Source organism: Yinghuangia sp. YIM S10712, from assembly GCF_051388935.1.
In the GTDB taxonomy this organism is placed as follows: Bacteria; Actinomycetota; Actinomycetes; order Streptomycetales; family Streptomycetaceae; genus Yinghuangia.
This window is the reverse complement of record NZ_JBPKBI010000020.1, coordinates 68,807-88,539: the sequence shown is the minus strand read 5'-3', so window position 1 is coordinate 88,539 and position 19,733 is coordinate 68,807. Positions and strand designations below refer to the sequence as shown.

Annotated in this window: 9 protein-coding genes; 7 read left to right on the top strand and 2 right to left on the bottom strand. The window is 69.3% G+C overall.

The genetic code is table 11. From position 1 onward, the window contains the following. The first annotated feature begins 454 nt into the window (after nucleotides 1-454). The 4 genes from ACRX5W_RS28425 (at nucleotide 455) to ACRX5W_RS28410 (ending at nucleotide 14,006) form a co-directional block, all read left to right on the top strand. Complete coding sequence (locus tag ACRX5W_RS28425; protein ID WP_436791209.1) at nucleotides 455-1,981, top strand: family 43 glycosylhydrolase; 1,527 nt, start codon at nucleotides 455-457, stop codon at nucleotides 1,979-1,981. 87 nt (nucleotides 1,982-2,068) lie between these two features. Further along, entirely contained in the window at nucleotides 2,069-2,599 is a 531-nt protein-coding gene (locus ACRX5W_RS28420) for a hypothetical protein (protein WP_436791208.1), read from the top strand. A gap of 457 nt (nucleotides 2,600-3,056) precedes the next feature. After that, nucleotides 3,057-4,253, top strand: coding sequence for a bifunctional polysaccharide deacetylase/glycosyltransferase family 2 protein (locus ACRX5W_RS28415; RefSeq protein WP_436791229.1), 1,197 nt, complete (start codon nucleotides 3,057-3,059; stop codon nucleotides 4,251-4,253). 1,791 nt (nucleotides 4,254-6,044) lie between these two features. Continuing rightward, nucleotides 6,045-14,006: a SpvB/TcaC N-terminal domain-containing protein gene (locus ACRX5W_RS28410; protein ID WP_436791207.1), complete on the top strand. Its 7,962-nt coding sequence runs from the start codon at nucleotides 6,045-6,047 to the stop codon at nucleotides 14,004-14,006. A gap of 420 nt (nucleotides 14,007-14,426) precedes the next feature. On the opposite strand, the gene ACRX5W_RS28405 is transcribed toward ACRX5W_RS28410, so the two are convergent. Further along, nucleotides 14,427-14,606, bottom strand: coding sequence for a hypothetical protein (locus tag ACRX5W_RS28405; protein ID WP_436791206.1), 180 nt, complete (start codon nucleotides 14,604-14,606; stop codon nucleotides 14,427-14,429). Nucleotides 14,607-15,295: 689 nt separating this feature from the next. Here ACRX5W_RS28405 and ACRX5W_RS28400 point away from each other — a divergent pair. Both ACRX5W_RS28400 and ACRX5W_RS28395 read left to right on the top strand, forming a co-directional pair. Further along, a complete protein-coding gene (locus ACRX5W_RS28400; protein WP_436791205.1) occupies nucleotides 15,296-15,505 on the top strand; it encodes a hypothetical protein in 210 nt (69 codons plus the stop codon). A gap of 14 nt (nucleotides 15,506-15,519) precedes the next feature. Further along, nucleotides 15,520-16,632 carry a hypothetical protein gene (locus ACRX5W_RS28395; RefSeq protein WP_436791204.1) on the top strand — a complete coding sequence of 371 codons (1,113 nt, stop codon included), beginning with the start codon at nucleotides 15,520-15,522 and terminating at the stop codon, nucleotides 16,630-16,632. A gap of 38 nt (nucleotides 16,633-16,670) precedes the next feature. Here the strand turns inward: ACRX5W_RS28395 and ACRX5W_RS28390 are convergent, their stop codons facing one another. Further along, nucleotides 16,671-16,877 carry a hypothetical protein gene (locus tag ACRX5W_RS28390; RefSeq protein WP_436791203.1) on the bottom strand — a complete coding sequence of 69 codons (207 nt, stop codon included), beginning with the start codon at nucleotides 16,875-16,877 and terminating at the stop codon, nucleotides 16,671-16,673. A gap of 348 nt (nucleotides 16,878-17,225) precedes the next feature. On the opposite strand from ACRX5W_RS28390, the gene ACRX5W_RS28385 reads away from it, so the two are divergent. Next, a complete protein-coding gene (locus ACRX5W_RS28385; protein WP_436791202.1) occupies nucleotides 17,226-19,700 on the top strand; it encodes a SpoIIE family protein phosphatase in 2,475 nt (824 codons plus the stop codon). The last annotated feature ends 33 nt before the right edge of the window (nucleotides 19,701-19,733 follow it).

Below are 19,733 nucleotides of genomic sequence, written 5' to 3'. Positions count from 1 at the left end.
GAGCCGAAGAGCGATCACTTGCGGTGACACGCCCCGCCGCTCCTCGATCCGCATCGGCGCAGTGGTCCAGGGCAAAGCACGGCAATCGCTTGTCGCGGGGGTGACGCGACGACGTAACGTCTCCGAACCCAGGCACTGGGAAGCCCGACCTGCTCCAGCAGGTCGGCGGCTTCGAGCCGTTCGGCCCGTCCGTCAACGAAAACGAAGGTGCGCCGTCTGATGACAAGTGCCTTCCCGCCGATTGGGCCCTGGGAGCCTCCGGAGCTCACGGCGCGGCCACGCGTCGCGGCGCCGCGACGCCGGAGGCCCGGCCGGTGGTCCTGGCAACTGGAGGTCGTCAACTGAACGCCCGGACCACACACGCCCGCCCGTGCCCCGCGTGGCCGCCGGGATCCACGACGAAGACCACTTGGATCGGCCGGGGCGATCCGGCGAAGGACGGAGCAATCAGGATATGACCGTCAACCCCATCATTCCGGGCTTCCACCCGGATCCCTCCATCTGCCGGGCCGGCGACGCGTACTACCTGGCCACGTCCAGCTTCGAGTACTTCCCCGGCGTCCCCATCTTCCGCAGCACCGACCTGCTCCGGTGGGAACAGATCGGCAACGCCCTCGACCGCCCCGGGCAACTGAAGGTTCACCGCGGCCTGGAGGCCGGCAGCGCGGGCATCTACGCTCCGACGCTGCGCCACCGCGACGGGGTGTTCTGGCTGGTGACCACCAACGCCGTCGACCGCGCCGACGGCCACATGATCGTGTGGTCCACCGACCCGGCCCAGGGCTGGAGCGACCCGGTCCACACCAAGGGCGCGGGCGGTCCGGGCGGCATCGACCCGGACCTGGCCTGGGACGAGGACGGGACCTGCCACCTGACCTGGACGCAGTCGCACCGCATCACTCAGGTCGCTGTCGACCCCCTCACCGGCCGGGTGACGTCCGAGCCGAAGGTCGTGTGGGCCGGCTCCGGTCTGGCGTACGTCGAAGCGCCGCACCTCTACAAACGCAACGGCTGGTGGTACCTCGTCGTCGCCGAGGGCGGCACCGAACGCGGCCACGCCGTCTCGGTCGCCCGCTCCCGGTCGATCAGCGGACCGTTCGAGTCCCACCCCGCGAACCCGATCTTCAGCCGCCGCAGCACCGCCCACCCGGTACAGAGCACCGGCCACGCGGACCTGATCGAACTTGCGGACGGCCGCTGGGCGGCGGTCTATCTCGGCGTACGCCCCCGCGGCAGCAGCCCCCGGTTCCACGTCAACGGCCGCGAGACCTTCCTCGCCGGCGTCGAATGGGCCGACGATTGGCCGGTCCTGGTCGAGGACGCCTTCGACGTGCCACCGCAACACACCGCGTTCACCGACGAGTTCACCGACGAGTTCACCGGCGGGTCCGCCGGCGGCGGACTGCATCCGCGGTGGGTCTCCCCGGGCACCGACCCGCGGACGTTCGTCCGGCGATCGAGCCCCGACAACCGCACCGGCATCACCCTCGCCGCCGGCCGCACCCCCGAATCCCGCGAGACCGTCCACCTGCTCGCGACGCGTACCCGCGACCTCGAATGGCAGGCCGAGGCCGCCATCGCCACCGGCGACGCCGCCCTCGTGGTGCAAATCGACGACGCGCACTGGGCAGCCATCGAGCGATGCGGCGACACCCTGACAGCACGCGCCGTCGTCGGCCCCTTCGACCAGAAGTTCGCCACCATCACCGGCGTCACCCCCGACCGCCCGCTCGCCATCCGCGCCGTCGACACCTCCGGACGCCTCAGCCTCCACAACGGCCCCGACCGCCTCGAACTCGGCTACCTCGACGACGGAACCTTCCACGCTCTCGCCGACATCGACGGCCGCTACCTGTCCACCGAAGTCGCCGGCGGCTTCACCGGCCGGGTCGTCGGCGTCGAAGCCCTCGGCGCCGACGCAGTCCTCACCCGCTTCACCTACACACCACGCCCAGCCACAACCCACGAGCCCCCCGGCTGATCCGTGCGCCCGGGACCCCCCCGCCCCAGGGAACCCAAGCAGGGGGAAATGCGGCAGGCGTCCTGCGGCTGGTTGCACTTCCGCGCCATGACAGACGCGGATTCCCCGGGGGACCGGCGCGCAGGTGTTCCGCAAGCCGACAGCGGAACACAGATATTCGTCGACCCCGGCGGACGCCGAAGGCGTCGGCTGCGCCGCGCGGCGACTCTGGCGGGCGTCGGACTGATCGGCTTTCTGGCGCTGGTCGCCACCGGCGCGGTGTCGTCGTCGCCGTTGGGCACCCCGCCGTGGGTGCCGCAGCCCAAGGAGGACGGCACGCCCGCGGGCGGTACCGACGACAACCCCACAGGGGCCTCCGGGTCTCCCTCCGCGACCAAGAAGGCGCCAACACGCGTGCCCGGCAAATCGCCCACCGCGATACCCGTCGCGGTGACCACCGTCACGACCGCGTCGGCCGCAAGTGGCACCCCGGTCGCCGAACCCCCCGCCCCCTCGGCCGGCGTCCCGTCGAGCAACGCGCCGCAGACTGACGCGACAGCCAAGCCCGGCAACGCCCCCACCCCGCCCGGACAGACACGGCGTCCGACCGCTGCCAACTCGAACCCCGGCAGACCCTGAAGTGGGCCGTCGACGCAGGGGACGGGACACGCCCGACGCCGCACCCCAGACGAGTACACCCCAGACATCGCACCCAGGCGCGTACGCTTCTGCGCCCGGGCCCATCGTCTCCACCGACGGCGGGACCGACGGCTATGCGAGTGCCGCCGACCCGGACACGGCCCCCCAGCCCACGACCGCCCAGCCCACGGTTCCCCCGGCCTCCCGCGCGGCCTTCCGCCGCAACGCGACGGCCGCACGGAAGGCCGGCCGACCGCGGGAACCGAAGGCGCACTGGCTGCTCCTCGTACTCGTCGCCGTGGCCGCGGCGCTGCTCCTCGACGGTTACGCGCACCACACCGTCGGACGCTCCGGCACCGCGCGCGACGCCGACGCGGCGTGCGAACCGGCGCCCGAAACCGTCCGCACGGGCGGCCCGATCATCCGCGACACAGCCGCCGGCACCCAATCGACCTCCATGCCGCCGCGCACGGTCGCCCTCACGTTCGACGACGGCCCCGACCCCACGTGGACGCCGCGCATACTCGACGTGCTCGCCAAGCACAATGTCAACGCGACGTTCTTCATGGTGGGCGCGGAAGCCGCAGCCAACCCGCAACTGGTCCGACGCGTCCGGGACGCCGGCCACGAGATCGGATCGCACACCTACACCCACGCCGACATCGGAGCCCTCCCCGCGTGGCGCACCGATCTCGAAATGTCCCTCACTGACAACGCCCTCGCCGGGGCGGCCGGCATCCGCCCCAGACTCCTGCGCCCGCCCTACTCGTCCGTGCCCGCGGCGCTGTGCGGCGCCACCTGGGACGCCGTCCGCCGAACGGCACATGCCGGCTACCTCATCGTCGCCACCGACCTCGACTCCAAGGACTGGGCCCGGCCGGGTGCCGCTGCCATCGCCGCCGCGTCGACGCCGCAGGACGGACGCGGTGCCGTGGTGATGTTCCACGACGGCGGCGGCGACCGCGCCCAAACCGTCGAGGGCCTCGACCTGTTGCTCACCGAACTGGCCAAACAGGACTACCGGTTCACCACTATCTCCGAAGGCATCGGCCTGCCCCCGACGCCGACCGTCGATACGCAGGCGGAGTGGCGCGGTACCGCGCTCATCTGGGCCCAGCAAGGCGCGCACGCCTTCGCGCTCGCCGAGGAGCGCGCGCTGGCGTGGACGGAGGCACCCGAGTCGCTGCAACAACTTTGGCGGCAACGGTACCGCTTGTGCTACGGCACCCTCCAGGCGATGTGGAAGCACCGCCGGGCGGTGTTCGACCGCGGGCCCGCCGGGCACCTGGGCCGGCGCGGTCTGCCGTACCTGTTCCTGTTCCAGGTGCTGCTGCCGCTGCTGGCCCCGGTCGTCGACGTATTCGCCCTGTACGGGCTGGTGTTCCTGGACCCGTGGCGGATGCTCGGAATCTGGCTCGCGTTCCTCGCCACCCAGATGCTCACCGCCGTGTACGCGCTGCGCCTGGACAAGGAGCGCCTGGGACCGATCTGGACACTCCCGCTGCAGCAGTTCGTGTACCGGCAACTCATGTACCTCGTCGTCATCCAGTCCGTCGTCACCGCCGTCCTCGGCAACCGGCTGCGCTGGCAGCGCATGCAGCGCACCGGCACCGCGGGTGAACAACTCGCGCGTGCCGGCACACCGGCACAGTGACGCCACACCGGAGGGCAAGTGGGAGTCCCTCGACCGGGGATCCCACCTGCCCTCCGGCACACCCCGGCCACGCCGGTCCGCCCGGCCAAGTGTCCGCAGTCGCGCCGAATCACGACCGGCAGGAGACGAACAGGCCCTTGGTTTGGCCTACTTCGAAGGCCGCAGCCGTCCGAATCCGACGCCTGTGCCTGTCCCGGGCGTTCACCGGCGCGGTGTATGTCGTCAGGACGTGCGGACCTCGTATCCCGCGATGCGTGCGGTCATCTGGGCCGCGCGTTGTTCCGGTGTGACCCGTGGGAGGTCCAGGTCGGCGAGTTCGGTGAGCTTGACCACGTGGACCGGAGGTGCCGACGCCCGGGAGGGTGTATCCGAGCCAGTTCCGGGGTGTGTTGTCGGTGCCCCAGGTGAACGCCGGGACCGGCTGGTGCACGGAGATCTCCGCCAGCGTGAGGGAGTTCGTCCACAGGTCCACGGCACGGTCCAGGGTTGCCGCGCCGGACGGCGTCGTGCCGCGCGGAGTTGCGGCGAGGCCGTCGCGGATCGCCGTTTTGACGCGCCGCAGTTCGGGGTCGCGGAGCAGGCGTATCAGCGTGTGCTCCGCGACCTGCTGTGCGGGGGTGGCCAGGCGGGGTCGGTCCGCCGCGGAGAAGGACATACGAGTGCTCCCACGAAAGGCACGCCGGAGACGACGTGCACGCTGGCATTCCTCGGTCGACACGCACGGTGGTCGAAGGGACGTCCGTCTGCGGACCGCCAAGAACTCGGGCACACCCGTTGTCCTGGTTCAGCTTGCTCCTGCGCACATCAGGACGATGAGTCGGCCACAGCCTCGCCGGCCGTTCCGGTGGACCAATGCGGCTGCACGACAGTCCCGGGGGACAGCACCGCACTGCCTCCCTGCCAAGCATGCTAGGCCGACGGTCACACGCGCGACCAATACAACCTTCGGCGCCCGGTTATATCGAAGCGCTATAGCATGCATCCTCTTCGATGCCGATGACCGTACCCCGCGCCGTGCCGACTTGAGTCGCCAACTTGCGTGCAATCAAAGGGACTTCCCGGGGGTAAGCGCGAGAATATCGATGCGAGGTGTGCCTCTGTCGGGACGCGACGGCCGGCGGGCGAAGGCGCATCGACGATAGGCAGATGGCGACGCACGGTTCGGTGTGGGACAAGCACGCTCGCTATGCTCACCGCTGCAGCCCTCCTGCTGCACCGTCGCGCGCATTGGCGCGGCAGCGCGGCAAGGTCCGGCCCCGGGGGTATCCGGGGCCGGACATCGGCATGTGAGGGCGCGCCGTCACATGCCGGCGCGGAGGTGAAATCGGCGCCGGCCGCACGAGTCGACGGCGGGTGCCCCGTCGGGTATCCGAATGCCGGTGTCGTCCCGGATGACCGAGGTCGCCGGGGCTCCAACGGTGGCGCCGCGTGAGGCGCGGATGCGGCGACCACCGCAGGAGGCGGTCGAGCCGTCCACGGCTCTCGGCCGGCACCTCGACGACGTGCAGCCGGGACCTGGCGTCACGTTTATCATTTTTATTCGTTCCAATGGGCTGATCATGCGCAGGCCGGGAGTCAGACTTTACGGCGGGGGTATTCCCACCGCAAATAATGGCGGCTCAAAGTATGGGGCTGGCGATGGGCAAATCCCTTGTGAACAGCCATGGTTCAGCGTTCCGGAACCGTTTTTCGACCAAATTCTTCGCGGCGTCGGTAACCGCCGTCCTGGCGATTCCTATTTCTCTCGACGCCTCGGTGAATTCCACGGGTGTTCGCGCCGGCAACGGCTCCGTGGCTGTTTCCGATCAGCCTGCCCTGGTTGTGCCCGACCACCCTGGGGCTGTCTCCTTCCAGGGGGACCGGCTGACAGGTATCAGGGCGGCCGATCCGGGAACCGGGATCAACCTCATCACACCGCCCCAGGCCAACAACCAGGGGGAGAACCGGCTGGCCTATCCGATCGACGTGCCGCCGGGCCGGCAGGATCTGCAGCCGGACCTGAGTGTCGGTTACAACTCCGACGGCGGCAACGGCTGGCTCGGACTCGGCTGGGACCTGGCCGCACCCGCGATCACGGTGGAGACCAGGTGGGGTGTCCCGCGCTATGACGGGAGCCTGGAGACCGAGACCTATCTGCTCGACGGCGAGCAGTTGACGCCTCTGGCGCACCGGGGCCTGCCGCGCCCGCGGACTGAGGAGAAAGTCTTCCACGCCCGCACCGAGGGATCGTTCGCCCGGATCATCCGCCACGGAAACGGCCCCGCGACCTACTCATGGGAGGTCACGGACAAGTCCGGGACTCACTGGTTCTACGGTGCCCCGGTCGGCGGTCAGGCTCCGCAGCCCGATGCCACCCTCACCGACGGGTTCGGCAACGTCTTCGCCTGGGCGCTGACCGGGGTCCGCGACGCCCACGGGAATGTCATGCGCTACCACTACACCCGCGTCGAGGACCCGGGCGTCGAGGGCGGCACCGAACCGGGCAGCAACCTGTACCTGCGGAAGATCACCTATACCGGCACCGACAACACGGAAGGCCGCTACTCCGTCACCTTCACCCGGGACCGGGAACTGGGCGAGCCGCTGCGCGCCGACAAGACCATCGACGCGCGCGGCGGTTTCAAACGCGTCACCGCCGACCGGCTCCGCCGCATCGAGGTCAGACTCGACGGCAACCTGATCCGCCGATACGAACTCACGTACAGCATCGGCGCGTTCGGCAAGACGCTCCTGAAAGCCATTGATCAGTACGACGCCGACGGCGCCCTGTTCCACCGGCACGGCTTCGACTACTACGACGACATCCGCGACACACAAGGCGACTACAAGGCATTCAGGCCAGTGCCGTGGACGTCGCCGCCGGACGGCCTCGGCCACGGCGAGCTCGATCTGCCGCCCGACCATGTCGGCCGCGCCGCCGCCCTGAACGCCACCACGAGCACCAGTGTCGGCGGCCACAACTACGTCGGCATCGGGGAGAACCCGGAGAAGTCCGGCTCGGTCGGCGGCAAGCTGGGCCTCGGCTACGTCAGCAACACCGGCCTTGTGGCGCTGGTCGACGTCGACGGCGACGGGCTGTCGGACAAGGTCTTCCGCGACGACGGCACCATCAAGTACCGCAAGAACCTCTCCGGTCCGAACGGCCGGCCGGCCTTCGCCGACGATGCCAAGACGTTGGACCTGCCGGGCTTCATGGAGGAGCAGACGGCGTCCTTCACTGTCGGCCTCGAAGGCTATCCGGCCCCGGTGGCCGCACAACTCGACGACGTCAACACCTTCTCTCTCACCAGCCGGTACTTCACCGACGTCAACGGCGACGGCATCCTCGACCTGGTCGACGGCCTGGATGTGCTGTTCGGCCGCATCGGATCCGACGGCACACCGGTCTACGACTCCTCCAGCCAGGGCACACCCGTCCCGGTCGGTCCCGGCAGTGTGGACGCCGGAGGCTTTCCGGGTTTCGCCGCGCAGCGCGAGCGGCTGGAGTACTCCGACCCGCTGCTGGACACCGTGCGCCGCTGGGTGGCCCCCTTCTCCGGCACGATCAGTATCGCTGGTGCGGTCAGACTCGCCCAGGACACCGCAGACGCCCGCGCCCGCTCGCAGACCGCCGACGGGGTGCGGGTCGCGGTCCAGCACAAAGACACCGAACTGTGGGCGGACCGCATCGGGCCCAGGGACAACAGCGAGCACATCCCCACGGGAGTCGACCGGATCACGGTCGCCCGCGGCGACTGCGTGTACTTCCGGGTCCAGTCGGTCTCCGACGGCGCGCTGGACCAGACCTCCTGGGACCCCGTCATCACCTATCCGGGCCTGGCCGACAGCGTCGACGTCAACGGGCTTCCGGCCTACCGCTACCAGGCGTCCCGCGACTTCGTGCTGGGCGGCCGCGCCTCGCAGACGAAGGCCCCGTACACCGGGGTCATGCGTCTCGGCGGCGACGTCACCAAGCACGCGACCACCACCGACGACATCACCGTGGTCATCACACGTGACGGGACCCCGGTGCTGGAGCGGACCCTGGCCGGGACGGCCACGGGCACGGTCCCGGTCGACCTCGACGTCGAGGTCCGACAAGGACAGGTGCTCCAATGGCGGATCGCCACCGATTCCCCCATCGACCTCACCCAGGTCTCGTGGAAACCGCGAGCCACCTACACCAGCGCGCAAGGCGTCGAACGAGTCACCGACGGCAACGGCGACCCCCTGATCGTCCTCAACCCGCCCTACGAGACCGACATGTACCCGCAGGACGGGCTCACGGCACCGCAGGAGTTCCATCACGTCACCGCCGACGGGCCGGTCACCGTATCCCCGCGCCTGTCGTTCACACCACAGGCGCCGAACGCGCGGATCGCGTTCACCGTCAAGCGTCGCGGAGAACTGCTCGCCAAACGTTACTTCACCGTGCAGGAGGGGGTGCTTGACTCGCCGGCGCCCTTCACCGTCGAGGCACGAGCAGGAGATGACCTCTTCTTCGACTTCAGCACGACCAGTACACAACTACGCGAAACGCTGACCGGCCAGTCGGCGACTGTCACCACCGGAAGCGGCCAGGACGCCGTCACCGTGCCTGTGCTCAGTGTCTTCCACAACTCCGTGAAGGACGGCGCGTTCCCCCAGCCGTACCGCGGGTGGGGAGCCATCGGCTACAACGGCAACCGCGACCGTGCGACCGCACCCATCGCTCAGGCCGACCTGGTCGTCGACGCCTCCTACCGCGACCAGTTCCCCCAGAGCGTCGACCCCCAGGCGGACAAGGACGTCTTCAGCGCGGACCCGCGCATCCACCCGCCCAAAGCCGTGCCCTTCGCTCCCGACCCCGCGCGCAACCGGTGGAGCGGCGGCCGGGATTCGTGGGCCGCGCCGGACGGCGCGAGCAGTTCCCGCCTGAGCGGGGTCACGGCCAATGAGCGCGACCTGGACGTTCCGGGGACGGACAGCTCCGGCGTACCGGACCCGAGCCAGTGGGGCGGGAGCACCGCGGTGCCCAGACTGGCCTACACCAACCAGCTGTCCCTGAGCGGCTCGGTCGGCTCGGCCGCGACCCTCGGCGGCAGCGTCGCCGCCGGACGCGCCATCGGGCTGATCGACTTTATCGACATGAACGGCGACCAATTCCCCGACGTCGTATCCCCGGCCGGCATCCAGTTCTCCAACCCCGACGGCGGCCTCGGCGAAACCCGCAACGTGCTCCCTGACGACGTGGTCCGCGCCAACTGGGACATCGCCGGCAACGTCAGCGCCGGCAGCGCGGCCCGCACTCTCGGCACCGGCAGAGGCGACGCCGCCCCGACCGGCGGCAGAACCGCCGACACCGCCCAGTCCGGCAACGAACTGCCACCCCTGGGCGTCGGCGGAGACCTCGGCGCCGACACCTCCGATGCCGAGTCCGACCTTCTCGATGTCAACGGCGACGGGCTGCCCGATCGCGTCTACCGCGACGGAAACATCGCCCTCAACCTCGGCTACCGGTTCGCCGCCGCAGAACCCTGGCGCAACCCGGCGGCACTCAACGCCGGCGAAATCACCAACTGGGGTGTCAACCTCGGCTTCCAGACCGACTTCTACGGCTTCGCCGGCGGCGCCTCGTACGCACAGAGCACCGCCTCGGCCACAGCCACCCTCCAGGACGTCAACGCCGACGCCCTGCCCGACCGCGTCTTCGCCGGTGACAACGACACCCCGCTCAAAGTCGCCTTCAACACCGGCAACGGATTCGATGACCCCATTCCGTTCACCGGCGGCCTGCCGCACATCAACCGCGACCAGAACGCCCAATTCGGCGGCGGCGCCTACGCCACCATCCCCATCTGCATCCCCGGCGTTTTCTGCGTCATCATCAACCCCGGAGCCAACGCCTCCACCGGCCTCGGGCGCACTGCGCAGATGTTGGCGGACATCGACGGCGACGGCTACACCGACCAGCTCGAATCCACCGGCGACGACCAGCTCACCGCCCACCTGAACACCACCGGCCGCACCAACCTGCTCCGCGGCGTCACCCGGCCGCTGGGAGGGCGGATCGACTTCGACTACACCCGCAACGGGAACATCCACCAGCAGCCGCACTCTCGTTGGGACCTGTCCAGGGTGGCTGTCGACGACGGCCACCCCGGTGACGGCCAGGATCTCCGGCTCACGACCTACGAGTACGGCAACGGTGTCTTCAACCGCCTTGAGCGCGAATTCGACGGATACGGGCAGGTCACCGAGCGCCACCGCGACCACGGTCACGACGACGCCGTCTACCGCAGCATCATCCGCGACTACCGCACCGACGGCCACTACACGCGCGGCCTGATGACCCGCGAGCGCACCGTCGACGCCAACGACCGTCCGTACCTGGAAACCGACTACACGTACGCCCTCCGCGACATCGACGCACCCGGCATCCCCGCCGACCCCGCCGACACCACCGCGACGATCTTCCCCCACCTGGTGCGCACCGACAGTCACTTCCACGAGGGGGCCGCGACAGCCGTCAAGTCCACATACACCACGACGGAGTACGACGAACTCGGAAATCCCATCAGGGTGTTCGACGCCGGCGACATCGGCCCCGCCGACGACGTCGACACCCGCACGCGCTACTCAGCCGACGATCCCGCCTGCCGGGCCACACACATCACCGATGTCCCGACCGCGGCGGACACCTACGGCAACGGCACCCTGATGCGCCGGCGATCCTCGACGGTGGACTGCGCCAACGGCGACACCACCCAGGTCCGCGCGGACCTCGCCGACGCAACCGCCGCGGTCACCGACCTCGCTTACTTCCCCGACGGCAACCTCCGCACCGTTACGGACCCGCCCAACCACCAGGGCCGGCGCTACCGGCTCGATTACACCTACGACCCGGTCGTCCACACCCACATCGCCACGGTCACCGACAGCTTCGCCCTGCGGTCACAGACCACCACCGACCTCAGGTTCGGCCGGCCCGGCACCGTCACCGACACCAACGGCCAGAGCACCCACACCGCCTACGACGCGGCCGGTCGGCCCTCCGATGTCACCGGCCCCTATGAATCCGGCACCGGCCGCCCGACCATCGCCTTCGAGTACCACCCCGACGCGCCGGTCCCCTACGCCGTCACCCGCCACATCGACCGGCAGGCCGACAACACCGTCCGCGACGACACCCTCGACACCATTGCCTTCGCCGACGGGCTCGGACGTATCGTCCAGACCAAGAAGGACACCGCCCTCCACACCGGACCGGACACGGCCCCCGCCGACGCGATGACTGTCTCAGGCTCCGTCGTCTTCGACTTCCTCGGCCGCCCGATTCGGCAGTACCACCCGGTCAGCGAACCCAAGTCCGCGACGAACACCACCTTCGACACGGCCGTCGACACAGTCGCCCCCACCGTCTCCCACTACGACGTCCTCGACCGGATCACCCGGACCGACCTGCCGGACGCCACGCACACCGAAACCGCCTACGCCTTCGGACCCGACCGTGCCGGAGACACCCGGTTCCGGACAACCGACACCGACGCCAACGGGCACCCGACCCGCACCTATCAGGACATCCGCCAACGCACCATCGCCGTCGAGGACTTCAACCCCACCGGTGGTCAGCCGACCATTTGGACCAGCTACACCTACGACCCACTCGGCCGGCTCACCGCGGTCACCGACGACCACCACAACACGACCACCGCCGGCTACGACCTGCTCGGCCGCCGTACCCATGTCACCAATCCCGACACCGGACCCACTCGAACCGTCTACGACCTTGCCGGGAACCCCATCCGGACAAGCACCGCCAACCTCGCAGCCATCGGCAAGGCGGTCGAGTACGTCTACGACTTCAACCGCCTGACCGACATCGACTACCCCGTCTTCGACGCCAACGACGTCCACTACACCTACGGACCGCCCGGCGCACCCCACAACGGCGCCGGGCGCGTCACCGCGCAGACCGATGGCGCCGGCACCCTCACCCGCGCCTACGGACCACTCGGCGAAGTCACCCAGGAAACGCGCACCGTCACCACCTCTGGAAACGGCGCCAGTAGCTTCACCACCGGCTACCGCCGCGACACCTGGAACCGGCTGCTCGAACTGACCTACCCGGACGGGGAGTCACTCACCTACCGCTACGACAGCGGAGGCCGCGTCGACCAGGTGACGGGGATCAAAGGAAGCTTCACGTACCCCTACCTGACCCGCCTGGAATACGACAAGTTCGAGCAACGTGCCCTGCTCGACACCGGCAACGGCACCCGCACCACCTACACCCACGACCCCGCCAACCGGCGCCTGACCAACCTCAACGCCCGCCTCGCACAAGGCCACTTCTTCCAAAACATCCAGTACCGGTACGACAACACCGGAAACATCACGTCCATCAGCAACGCCACGCTTCCTCCTCCCGGACCCGACGTAGGCCGGCAGGTCGGCGGCCCCACCACGCAGACCTTCCAGTACGACGACCTCGATCGCCTCACCCACGCCGAAGGCTTCCACCAACCCCGGACACCTCAGGCCGACACGTACCACCTCGACCTTCGCTACGACACCGTGCACAACATCACCCGCAAGACCCAGATCCGCGAATTCATCAGCGAGGGCGGCACCAGGGTCGACAAGCCACTCACCTACGACAACCCCTACTCCTACGCCCCGACCCGCCCCCACGCCCCCACCACGATCGGCGACCAGCGACTCGACTTCGACGCAAACGGCAACCAGACCAGCCGCACCCAGCAGCCGGGGCCCAGGCGGCAACTGATCTGGGACGAGGAAAACCGCCTCGCCTGCACCCACGAGAACGTCCAGAGCCACACCCTGCCGCAGACCCCCCAGTCATGCGACAACGCCGGCGGAACCCCCAACGCCGCCCGACACCGCTACGACGACCAAGGCAACCGCGTCGTCAAGGACGCCTCCCGGTTCCACATCTATCCCAACCGGTACTACACCACCGACGGCAATCAGTCCTTCAAAAACATCTACATCGGCGACGATCGGCTCGCCACCAAAGCCGTCGAACCGGAACACCGCACCGAGGACCGGCAGTACTACGCCCACGGGGACCACATCGGATCCACCGAATTCGTCACCGACAGCCAAGGCCGGCTCGCGGAGCACCTCCAGTACTTCCCCGGCGGCGAAACCTGGGTCAGCGAATACCCGTCGCAACCCGTCCCGTACCGGTACACCGGCAAGGAACTCGACCCGGAAACCGGCCTCTACTATTACGGCGCCCGCTACTACGACCCGAGACTTCAGGTCTGGCAGAGCCCCGACCCGGCCATCAAGACCTACCTGGACGGCACCCCGGGCAACGGCGTCTTCGACCCGGCCAACCTCGCCCTCTACACCTACGCCGACAACAACCCGGTCCGGCTGGTCGACCCGACCGGCCTCGTCAAACAGGTGAAGGAGAACCAGGCCGGAGCTTTCGGTGAACTGAGTCCAGGACCCCCCGGGGACAATCTCACTGCGCACCATATGCCACAGGACGCACTGCATCACATGAAAAGGCGCGAAGGCGGTGCGATCGTCATGAAGGAAGAGGACCACAAACTCACCCGGACCTATGGTGGCCGTGGCCCGGCAACGAAGATCAAAGATGCGAAACGTAAATTCGAAGAGGTGCTGAGGAGTGATATCAGGGACCTGCGCAATATCGGCTTGAGCAAGCATCAAAATGCACAGTATTTTGATGCGGGCATCAAAGACTTGATCGACTATTATCAACGCAAGAATAAGCTGCCGAAGCCTTGGAAGCCGTAGATGAACGGTTGTGAACCGTGCCAGGTGAAACCTGAAACCGGTCACAGCGGCTCGGCGAAGACGGCAGCCGTCGCCATCGAGGTCCGGTCTGCCGGCTCCGGGCCGAGCGCAAACTCGGCCCGGCCCGTATCGGCCCGATCCTCGGGCTGCCCGCCCCGGATCCGACCACTCGTTCCTGGGCGTTCCGCGACCGGGTCGCTCCCCGACCACTCCTTATGTCGGTATGCGGGGGGTTGCGGTAGTAGATGTAGGCGATGTCGAAGCCTTCGCTGATCCGTTGCCGCATCAGTTCCGCGGCGCTCGGCGTCAGCGGCTTGTGCTCGCAACCGGGCTTGAGGTCTTCTCCGTCGGAGAACCCTCTGGGCGGTCCTTCAGCGTTTCGGGGTCGCCGCAGCTTGAGTGCGTCGTCGTGACCGCCGGTCACACCAGCGGCGCCACCGGCCCGCGGCCGTACCGGTCGCGCGACTCGGGATCCACGGTCCCGGCGTGCCCGTGGTAGAGCAGGCCGACCTTGTCCTCGATCTCCAGCGGGGGCAAGAGGTCCTCCACCCGGACCCTCGGCGACAGCGACGAGTCCTCGTACGGGTACACGGCGGGCATGGCTGAGTCTCTGCTCCGGACCGGTGGACGAATCGGCGCCGCAGGCGCGTGCGCAGCGGCCCGCGCACGCCATCCCACCTGTTCGACATCCTGCAGTCAACAGAGTGCAGCCGGTTGCCGCCCCCCATGCGCGGATGACTCGGCTCGGTGTCTCGCGCTGGTTTCAACTCGGCTCCCTCTGAGGTACGGGGCGCAGGCTGTTCCGCGCTACGCTGGCAGGACGCACTCCATACCGCGCGAGTCCCGCTCGTGGCCCGCACCCGCGCACGGCAACAGCGAACGCGCAGCGGTCCCGGCCGACGCAGACACCCACGATCATGCCTTCGGGGACGTCGGCACCGGGGTGCCGTCGGCGGCGCCGTGTTACTTCCCAAGACCGTGCTGCTCCGACGGCCGGGGCCTGCGGTCTGTTTCCGGGCCATGTGCCGGGGCATGTTGTGTTCGTCGAGATCGGGGCGATGCGGGAACTCCCTTCCCGGCTCGAAAGCGTGGGATGGGTGAATCCCAGGAGGTGGACACCGTGCAACGCATCCGGATCGTCAGGAAGCGCCCGCGTACTGCGCCGCCGTTGGACTTGCGCACCCCGTCAGGCCGGCTGCTCCCGTACTGACCGCACGGCAACGCTTGTGACTCACCCGCCCCCCGCCGGACGGGCCGCCGCAGCAAGCCCACGACCAGGTGAGGTCACCATGACCGAGAACGCCCCCGAACCCACCGGACGGGTCACGTCCGAACGCCTCGACACGGTCGAAGCGCACGTGCATGCCCTGGCCCAGGCGCTTCGCGCGCTTGCTGAGGGTCTCGAGCACAATCCCACCGAAGAGCCCGGATCCCAACCCGACCCTGTGGCGCGCGGAGCGCGGCTGGCGCACGAGCTTCTGCTGGCCGAAGGCCTGTGAAGGAGAGGTAGGTTGTGAAGCTCGCCTTCCTCGGGCCGTTGTACGCGCGGCCCGGACCGTACGCCTGCGCCTATTTGGACACCTCGCGCGACGTCGAGGACCCCGATCGCGCAATCGACCTGCGTCGCAGGCATGTCGGGGACGCACTGGCCGAGCAAGGCGCGGACATGGCCACGACCGGGGCCGTCACCCACGCGATGGGCGCCGACCACGACATATCGGGGCGCCACGGACAGGCGATCTTCGCCGCGCGGGGTCACCTGTCCTTGATCGAGGAACTGCCCCGGCCACCGGTTCGGGACACGGCCGTGTTCACCACCGTGCCGGACGCCATGCCCTTGGTCCGCCAACATGCGCCGGACCTCCCCTACGCGGTGGTGGCCGTGCACCGCACCCACGAGCCCGAGGGCGCCCTGGACGATACGTGGGAGATCGACGTTCAGTACGGGCGCTGGCCCATCGCCCGTGTGGCGCCCGGCCCGCTGAGCCGCCACCGCGTAACCCACGAGCAATGGCCGCATACCGCCACCGAAGTCGCGAGACAAATCTCCGAATGGGCGTACGACGCGGACCCGGAGGCGGTCGTATTGTGCGGACAACCTCTGATGACGGCGTCTTTGGCGGGTCGGCTGCCCCGACGCCTCACGGGCCGCGTCATCCGCGTCACCAAGGACGCCGACCTACTTGAGGAATGGCCCGAGCCGCCAGGGCGCGCCATCCTCGAAGCAGATCTCGCACGCCTGTTCGACGGGCGTATGTCTTCACGAGACCAGGCGCGGCTGGACAGATACCTGTCGTGCCGAGCACACGGCAGCGGCGCGGCCGAGGGGCTGGCACCCACCGTCGCCGCACTGCGTCGCGGCCAAGTCGAAGCGCTCCTGGTCACCGACCCGCCCGCGCCCCGCCCGCCGCTTTACGTCGGCGTCGCTCCTAGGCAACTCGCTGTGAGCGCTGCGGAATTGCACGCCCTCGGGGTGGAGTCGTGCTGGGAGGAGTCCGCGCCGGACGCCGCGCTGATCCGCGCGGTGGTCGGCACCGGCGCGGAACTCGTCGTGGTTCCTGAAGACCGCTTGTCACTGCGCGACGGCGTGGGCGCGCTCCTGCGGTACGCGGACGAAGACGCATAGGTCGATCGGCCCCTTTCGCACGGCCGGGGCGCGGGCGTTCAACCGACTGCCATCAGCGCGGTACTCGGCATGACGACGGTGGCGACGCCGGAGGACAGCATCAACGGCATCGACGTTCCGGGGAGTGCTTGGCCAAGGCGCATGGCGCGTTCGACGCGGTGCCAGCAGTGGTACGCCGATTCCGCGAGCAGCGCGGCGATCGCGACGAGGACGAACCCGCGGGGCGGGGCTGTGTCCGCCCACATTCATACATGCCCAGGCGTTGGCAAATGCAGCCGACCAGAACTTCTATAGTTACTAGAAATATATTCGGGCATTCCACTGCGGACGGCAAGCGTTTGCCATGCGTTGCCGTCGGCGATCAACCGGCCTCGGCAAACGGTGACGGGAAACCGGAGCGACGCCGCCCCGGCGAGGTGCCCGTTCACCTCAGTCGGAACATCCCTGCGTGCGGCACGCGCGCTCACCCACCGGGCCCGTTTCCTTCCCATGGACGCCCGATGTCGGCGTACCTACACTCCAAGCAGGTCCGCGGTGCGGATCAAGGGGGAGTCGGCAGGCGAGGAATCCCCCCAGCAAGCCCAAAGGTCGCTATGGACGAATCAGACGGCCCGCACGAGTTCGCCGCAGGGCGAGCACTCGATGGCGACGACCTCGCGGTGTTTTTGCTCGACCGCGACGGCGTCGTCGAGCAGTGCTCGCGTGCGGCTACAGACCTGCTGTGCAGCACTGTCGCCGATGTGGCCGGCAGGCATTTCGTCGATCTGCTGACGGTGCTCGGCCCCCGTCGCTCAGGGTCGGCGAAGGGCTCAGCGCTTCCGCGGACGGGCCGGGCGCAGGCCCACCGCCGCATCGGCGGCGACGTCGAAGTGGCTTTCCGAGCCATTGAGGTCGGGAAGCGGGCCCAGACGCTGGTGTTGGCCGTTCCCGCCGAGCAGGCCCGTGCCGACCGGCAGGAGAAGGCGTTCACCCGGGCACTGTTCGCGCAGCGGTTCCTCGGCGTCGCGTTCTTCGATCCGGAGATGCGGATCGTCCGCACCAACATCGCGCTTGGCGTCCTCGGTGGTCCGGCAGCCCGTCGCGGCGCGCGACTCGCGGATCTCCTGGCTCCGGAGGACGCCCGGCTGCTTGAGGAGCAGCTCCGCGCCGTGGCGGACACGGGGGTCCCGATGCTCCGGGTCGACAGGATTCTGCGGCCGCGCGACCCGACTGCCGCGGAGAGCGCGGTGTCGCTCTCCGCCCTGCAACTGGACTCCGGCCAGGGACCGCCGCACGGGGTGGCCGTGGTGGTCGCCGACGTGGCCGGCGAGCTCCAGGCACGCCGTCGGCTGGCGCTGATGCACGATGCGGCGGTGCGCATCGGCGGTTCCCTGGACGTCGGGCGTACCGCCCAGGGCCTCGTGGACGTGCTGGTGCCGGGTCTCGGGGACCTGGCCACCGTCGACCTCGCCGACGCGGTCTTCGTCGGTGAGGAACCGCCGCGGCACGTCGGAGTGTTGGGCGGCGAAATGGGCGGGCTGCGGCGTGCCGCGGTCGCCCGCGCCGGGGGGCGGTACCCGGAGGACATGCTGCAGCCGGGTCAGGCGTGCCCGAGGATGCCGGACATCCCGGAGATGCGCATGCTGCAGCGCGGCGGGTCGCTGTGGACCTTTGACGTGCAGGAGACGAGCGATCTGTTCGGCCGCTCGAAGCTGCGACGTCTGCTCGTACCGCCTGACGGCCACACGGTGATGAGCGCGCCGTTGTACGCCCGCGGGTTGCTGCTCGGCATCCTCGCCGTCTGGCGCCTCGGGCAGTCCCCGTCGTTCGACGACGAAGACGCGCTCATTCTGCGTGAGATAGCGTCCCGCGCCGCGTTGAGCGTGGACAACGCGCGCCGCTACACCCGTGAGCACCGCGCGGCCGTCACACTGCAGCGCAGCCTGCTGCCGCGCGCGTCCACCGACTCCTCCACGGCGGAGACCGCGGGCGCCTACCTGCCGTCCACGACGGGCGCCGGCGTCGCAGGCGACTGGTTCGACGTCATCCCACTGTCGTCGCTGCGCGAGGCGTTCGTCGTCGGCGACGTGGTGGGGCGCGGTCTGCGGGCGTCGGCGACGATGGGACGGCTGCGCGCCGCGGTGCAGACGCTCGCCGACCTGGACCCGAGCCCCGACGAACTGCTGAGCCACTTGGACGACCAAGTGCAGCGGTTCGCGTCGGAGGGCGGCCGGGTCGACGGGGACGGAATCGGTGCGACCTGCCTGTACGCGGTGTACGACCCGGTGACGCGGCGCTGCACCCTGGCCAGCGCCGGGCATCCGCCGCCTGCCGTGGTGTGGCCCGACGGATCCGTCGAGTTCGTCGACATCGAGCCCGGCCCGCCGCTGGGTGTGGGCGCGATGCCGTTCGAGGTGACCGAGCTGGACCTGCCGGAAGGCAGCGTCCTCGCGCTCTACACGGACGGGCTCGTCGCCGGCGAGGGCGACGACCTCGGGCGCGGGATGGCACGCCTGCGCAGGCGCCTCGCCATGGCCATTCGGCCCGGCGCCGCAGTCCAGGACTCAGTCGCCCGTCTGGTCTCCGGCAGCCCGGAGTCCCCGCCCGCCACCGACGACATCGCCGTCCTCCTCGCCCGGGTCCGGCATGTCTCCCCACGTGACGTGGTCACCTGGGAATTCCCCGCGGACCCCGCAGCCGTGGCGGCAGCGCGGGACACGGCCACGCGGCAACTCGCCGCGTGGGGCTTGGAGAGCCTGGCGTTCAGCACCGAACTCGTGGTCAGCGAACTGGTCACCAACGCGATCCGGTACGCCGGAGGCCCGATCGCACTACGCCTGATCCGCGACCGCATGCTGGTGTGCGAAGTCTCGGACCCCAGCAACACGCAGCCCCGGATGCGCCGCGCGCACAGTACCGACGAGGGCGGACGCGGCCTCTTCCTGGTCGCCCAGCTCACCACCCGGTGGGGCAGCCGCTACCGCCACACCGGCAAAACCATCTGGACCGAGCAATCCCTCGCCCCTGCGGACCGCTCTCCAGCCGCGGGCCACCCCTTCGACGACACCCTCGACCTGTTCGATCGCTGAGGGGCGTCTCATTGCGCCATGGCGGCGCTGCGC

Coding starts and splice junctions, on each gene's coding strand:
- ACRX5W_RS28425 (WP_436791209.1), top strand. CDS start 455: ATGACCGTCAACCCCATCATTCCGGGCTTCCACCCGGATCCCTCCATC.
- ACRX5W_RS28405 (WP_436791206.1), bottom strand. CDS start 14,606: ATGCCCGCCGTGTACCCGTACGAGGACTCGTCGCTGTCGCCGAGGGTC.
- ACRX5W_RS28385 (WP_436791202.1), top strand. CDS start 17,226: ATGGACGAATCAGACGGCCCGCACGAGTTCGCCGCAGGGCGAGCACTC.
- ACRX5W_RS28415 (WP_436791229.1), top strand. CDS start 3,057: ATGCCGCCGCGCACGGTCGCCCTCACGTTCGACGACGGCCCCGACCCC.
- ACRX5W_RS28400 (WP_436791205.1), top strand. CDS start 15,296: ATGACCGAGAACGCCCCCGAACCCACCGGACGGGTCACGTCCGAACGC.
- ACRX5W_RS28420 (WP_436791208.1), top strand. CDS start 2,069: ATGACAGACGCGGATTCCCCGGGGGACCGGCGCGCAGGTGTTCCGCAA.
- ACRX5W_RS28390 (WP_436791203.1), bottom strand. CDS start 16,877: ATGTGGGCGGACACAGCCCCGCCCCGCGGGTTCGTCCTCGTCGCGATC.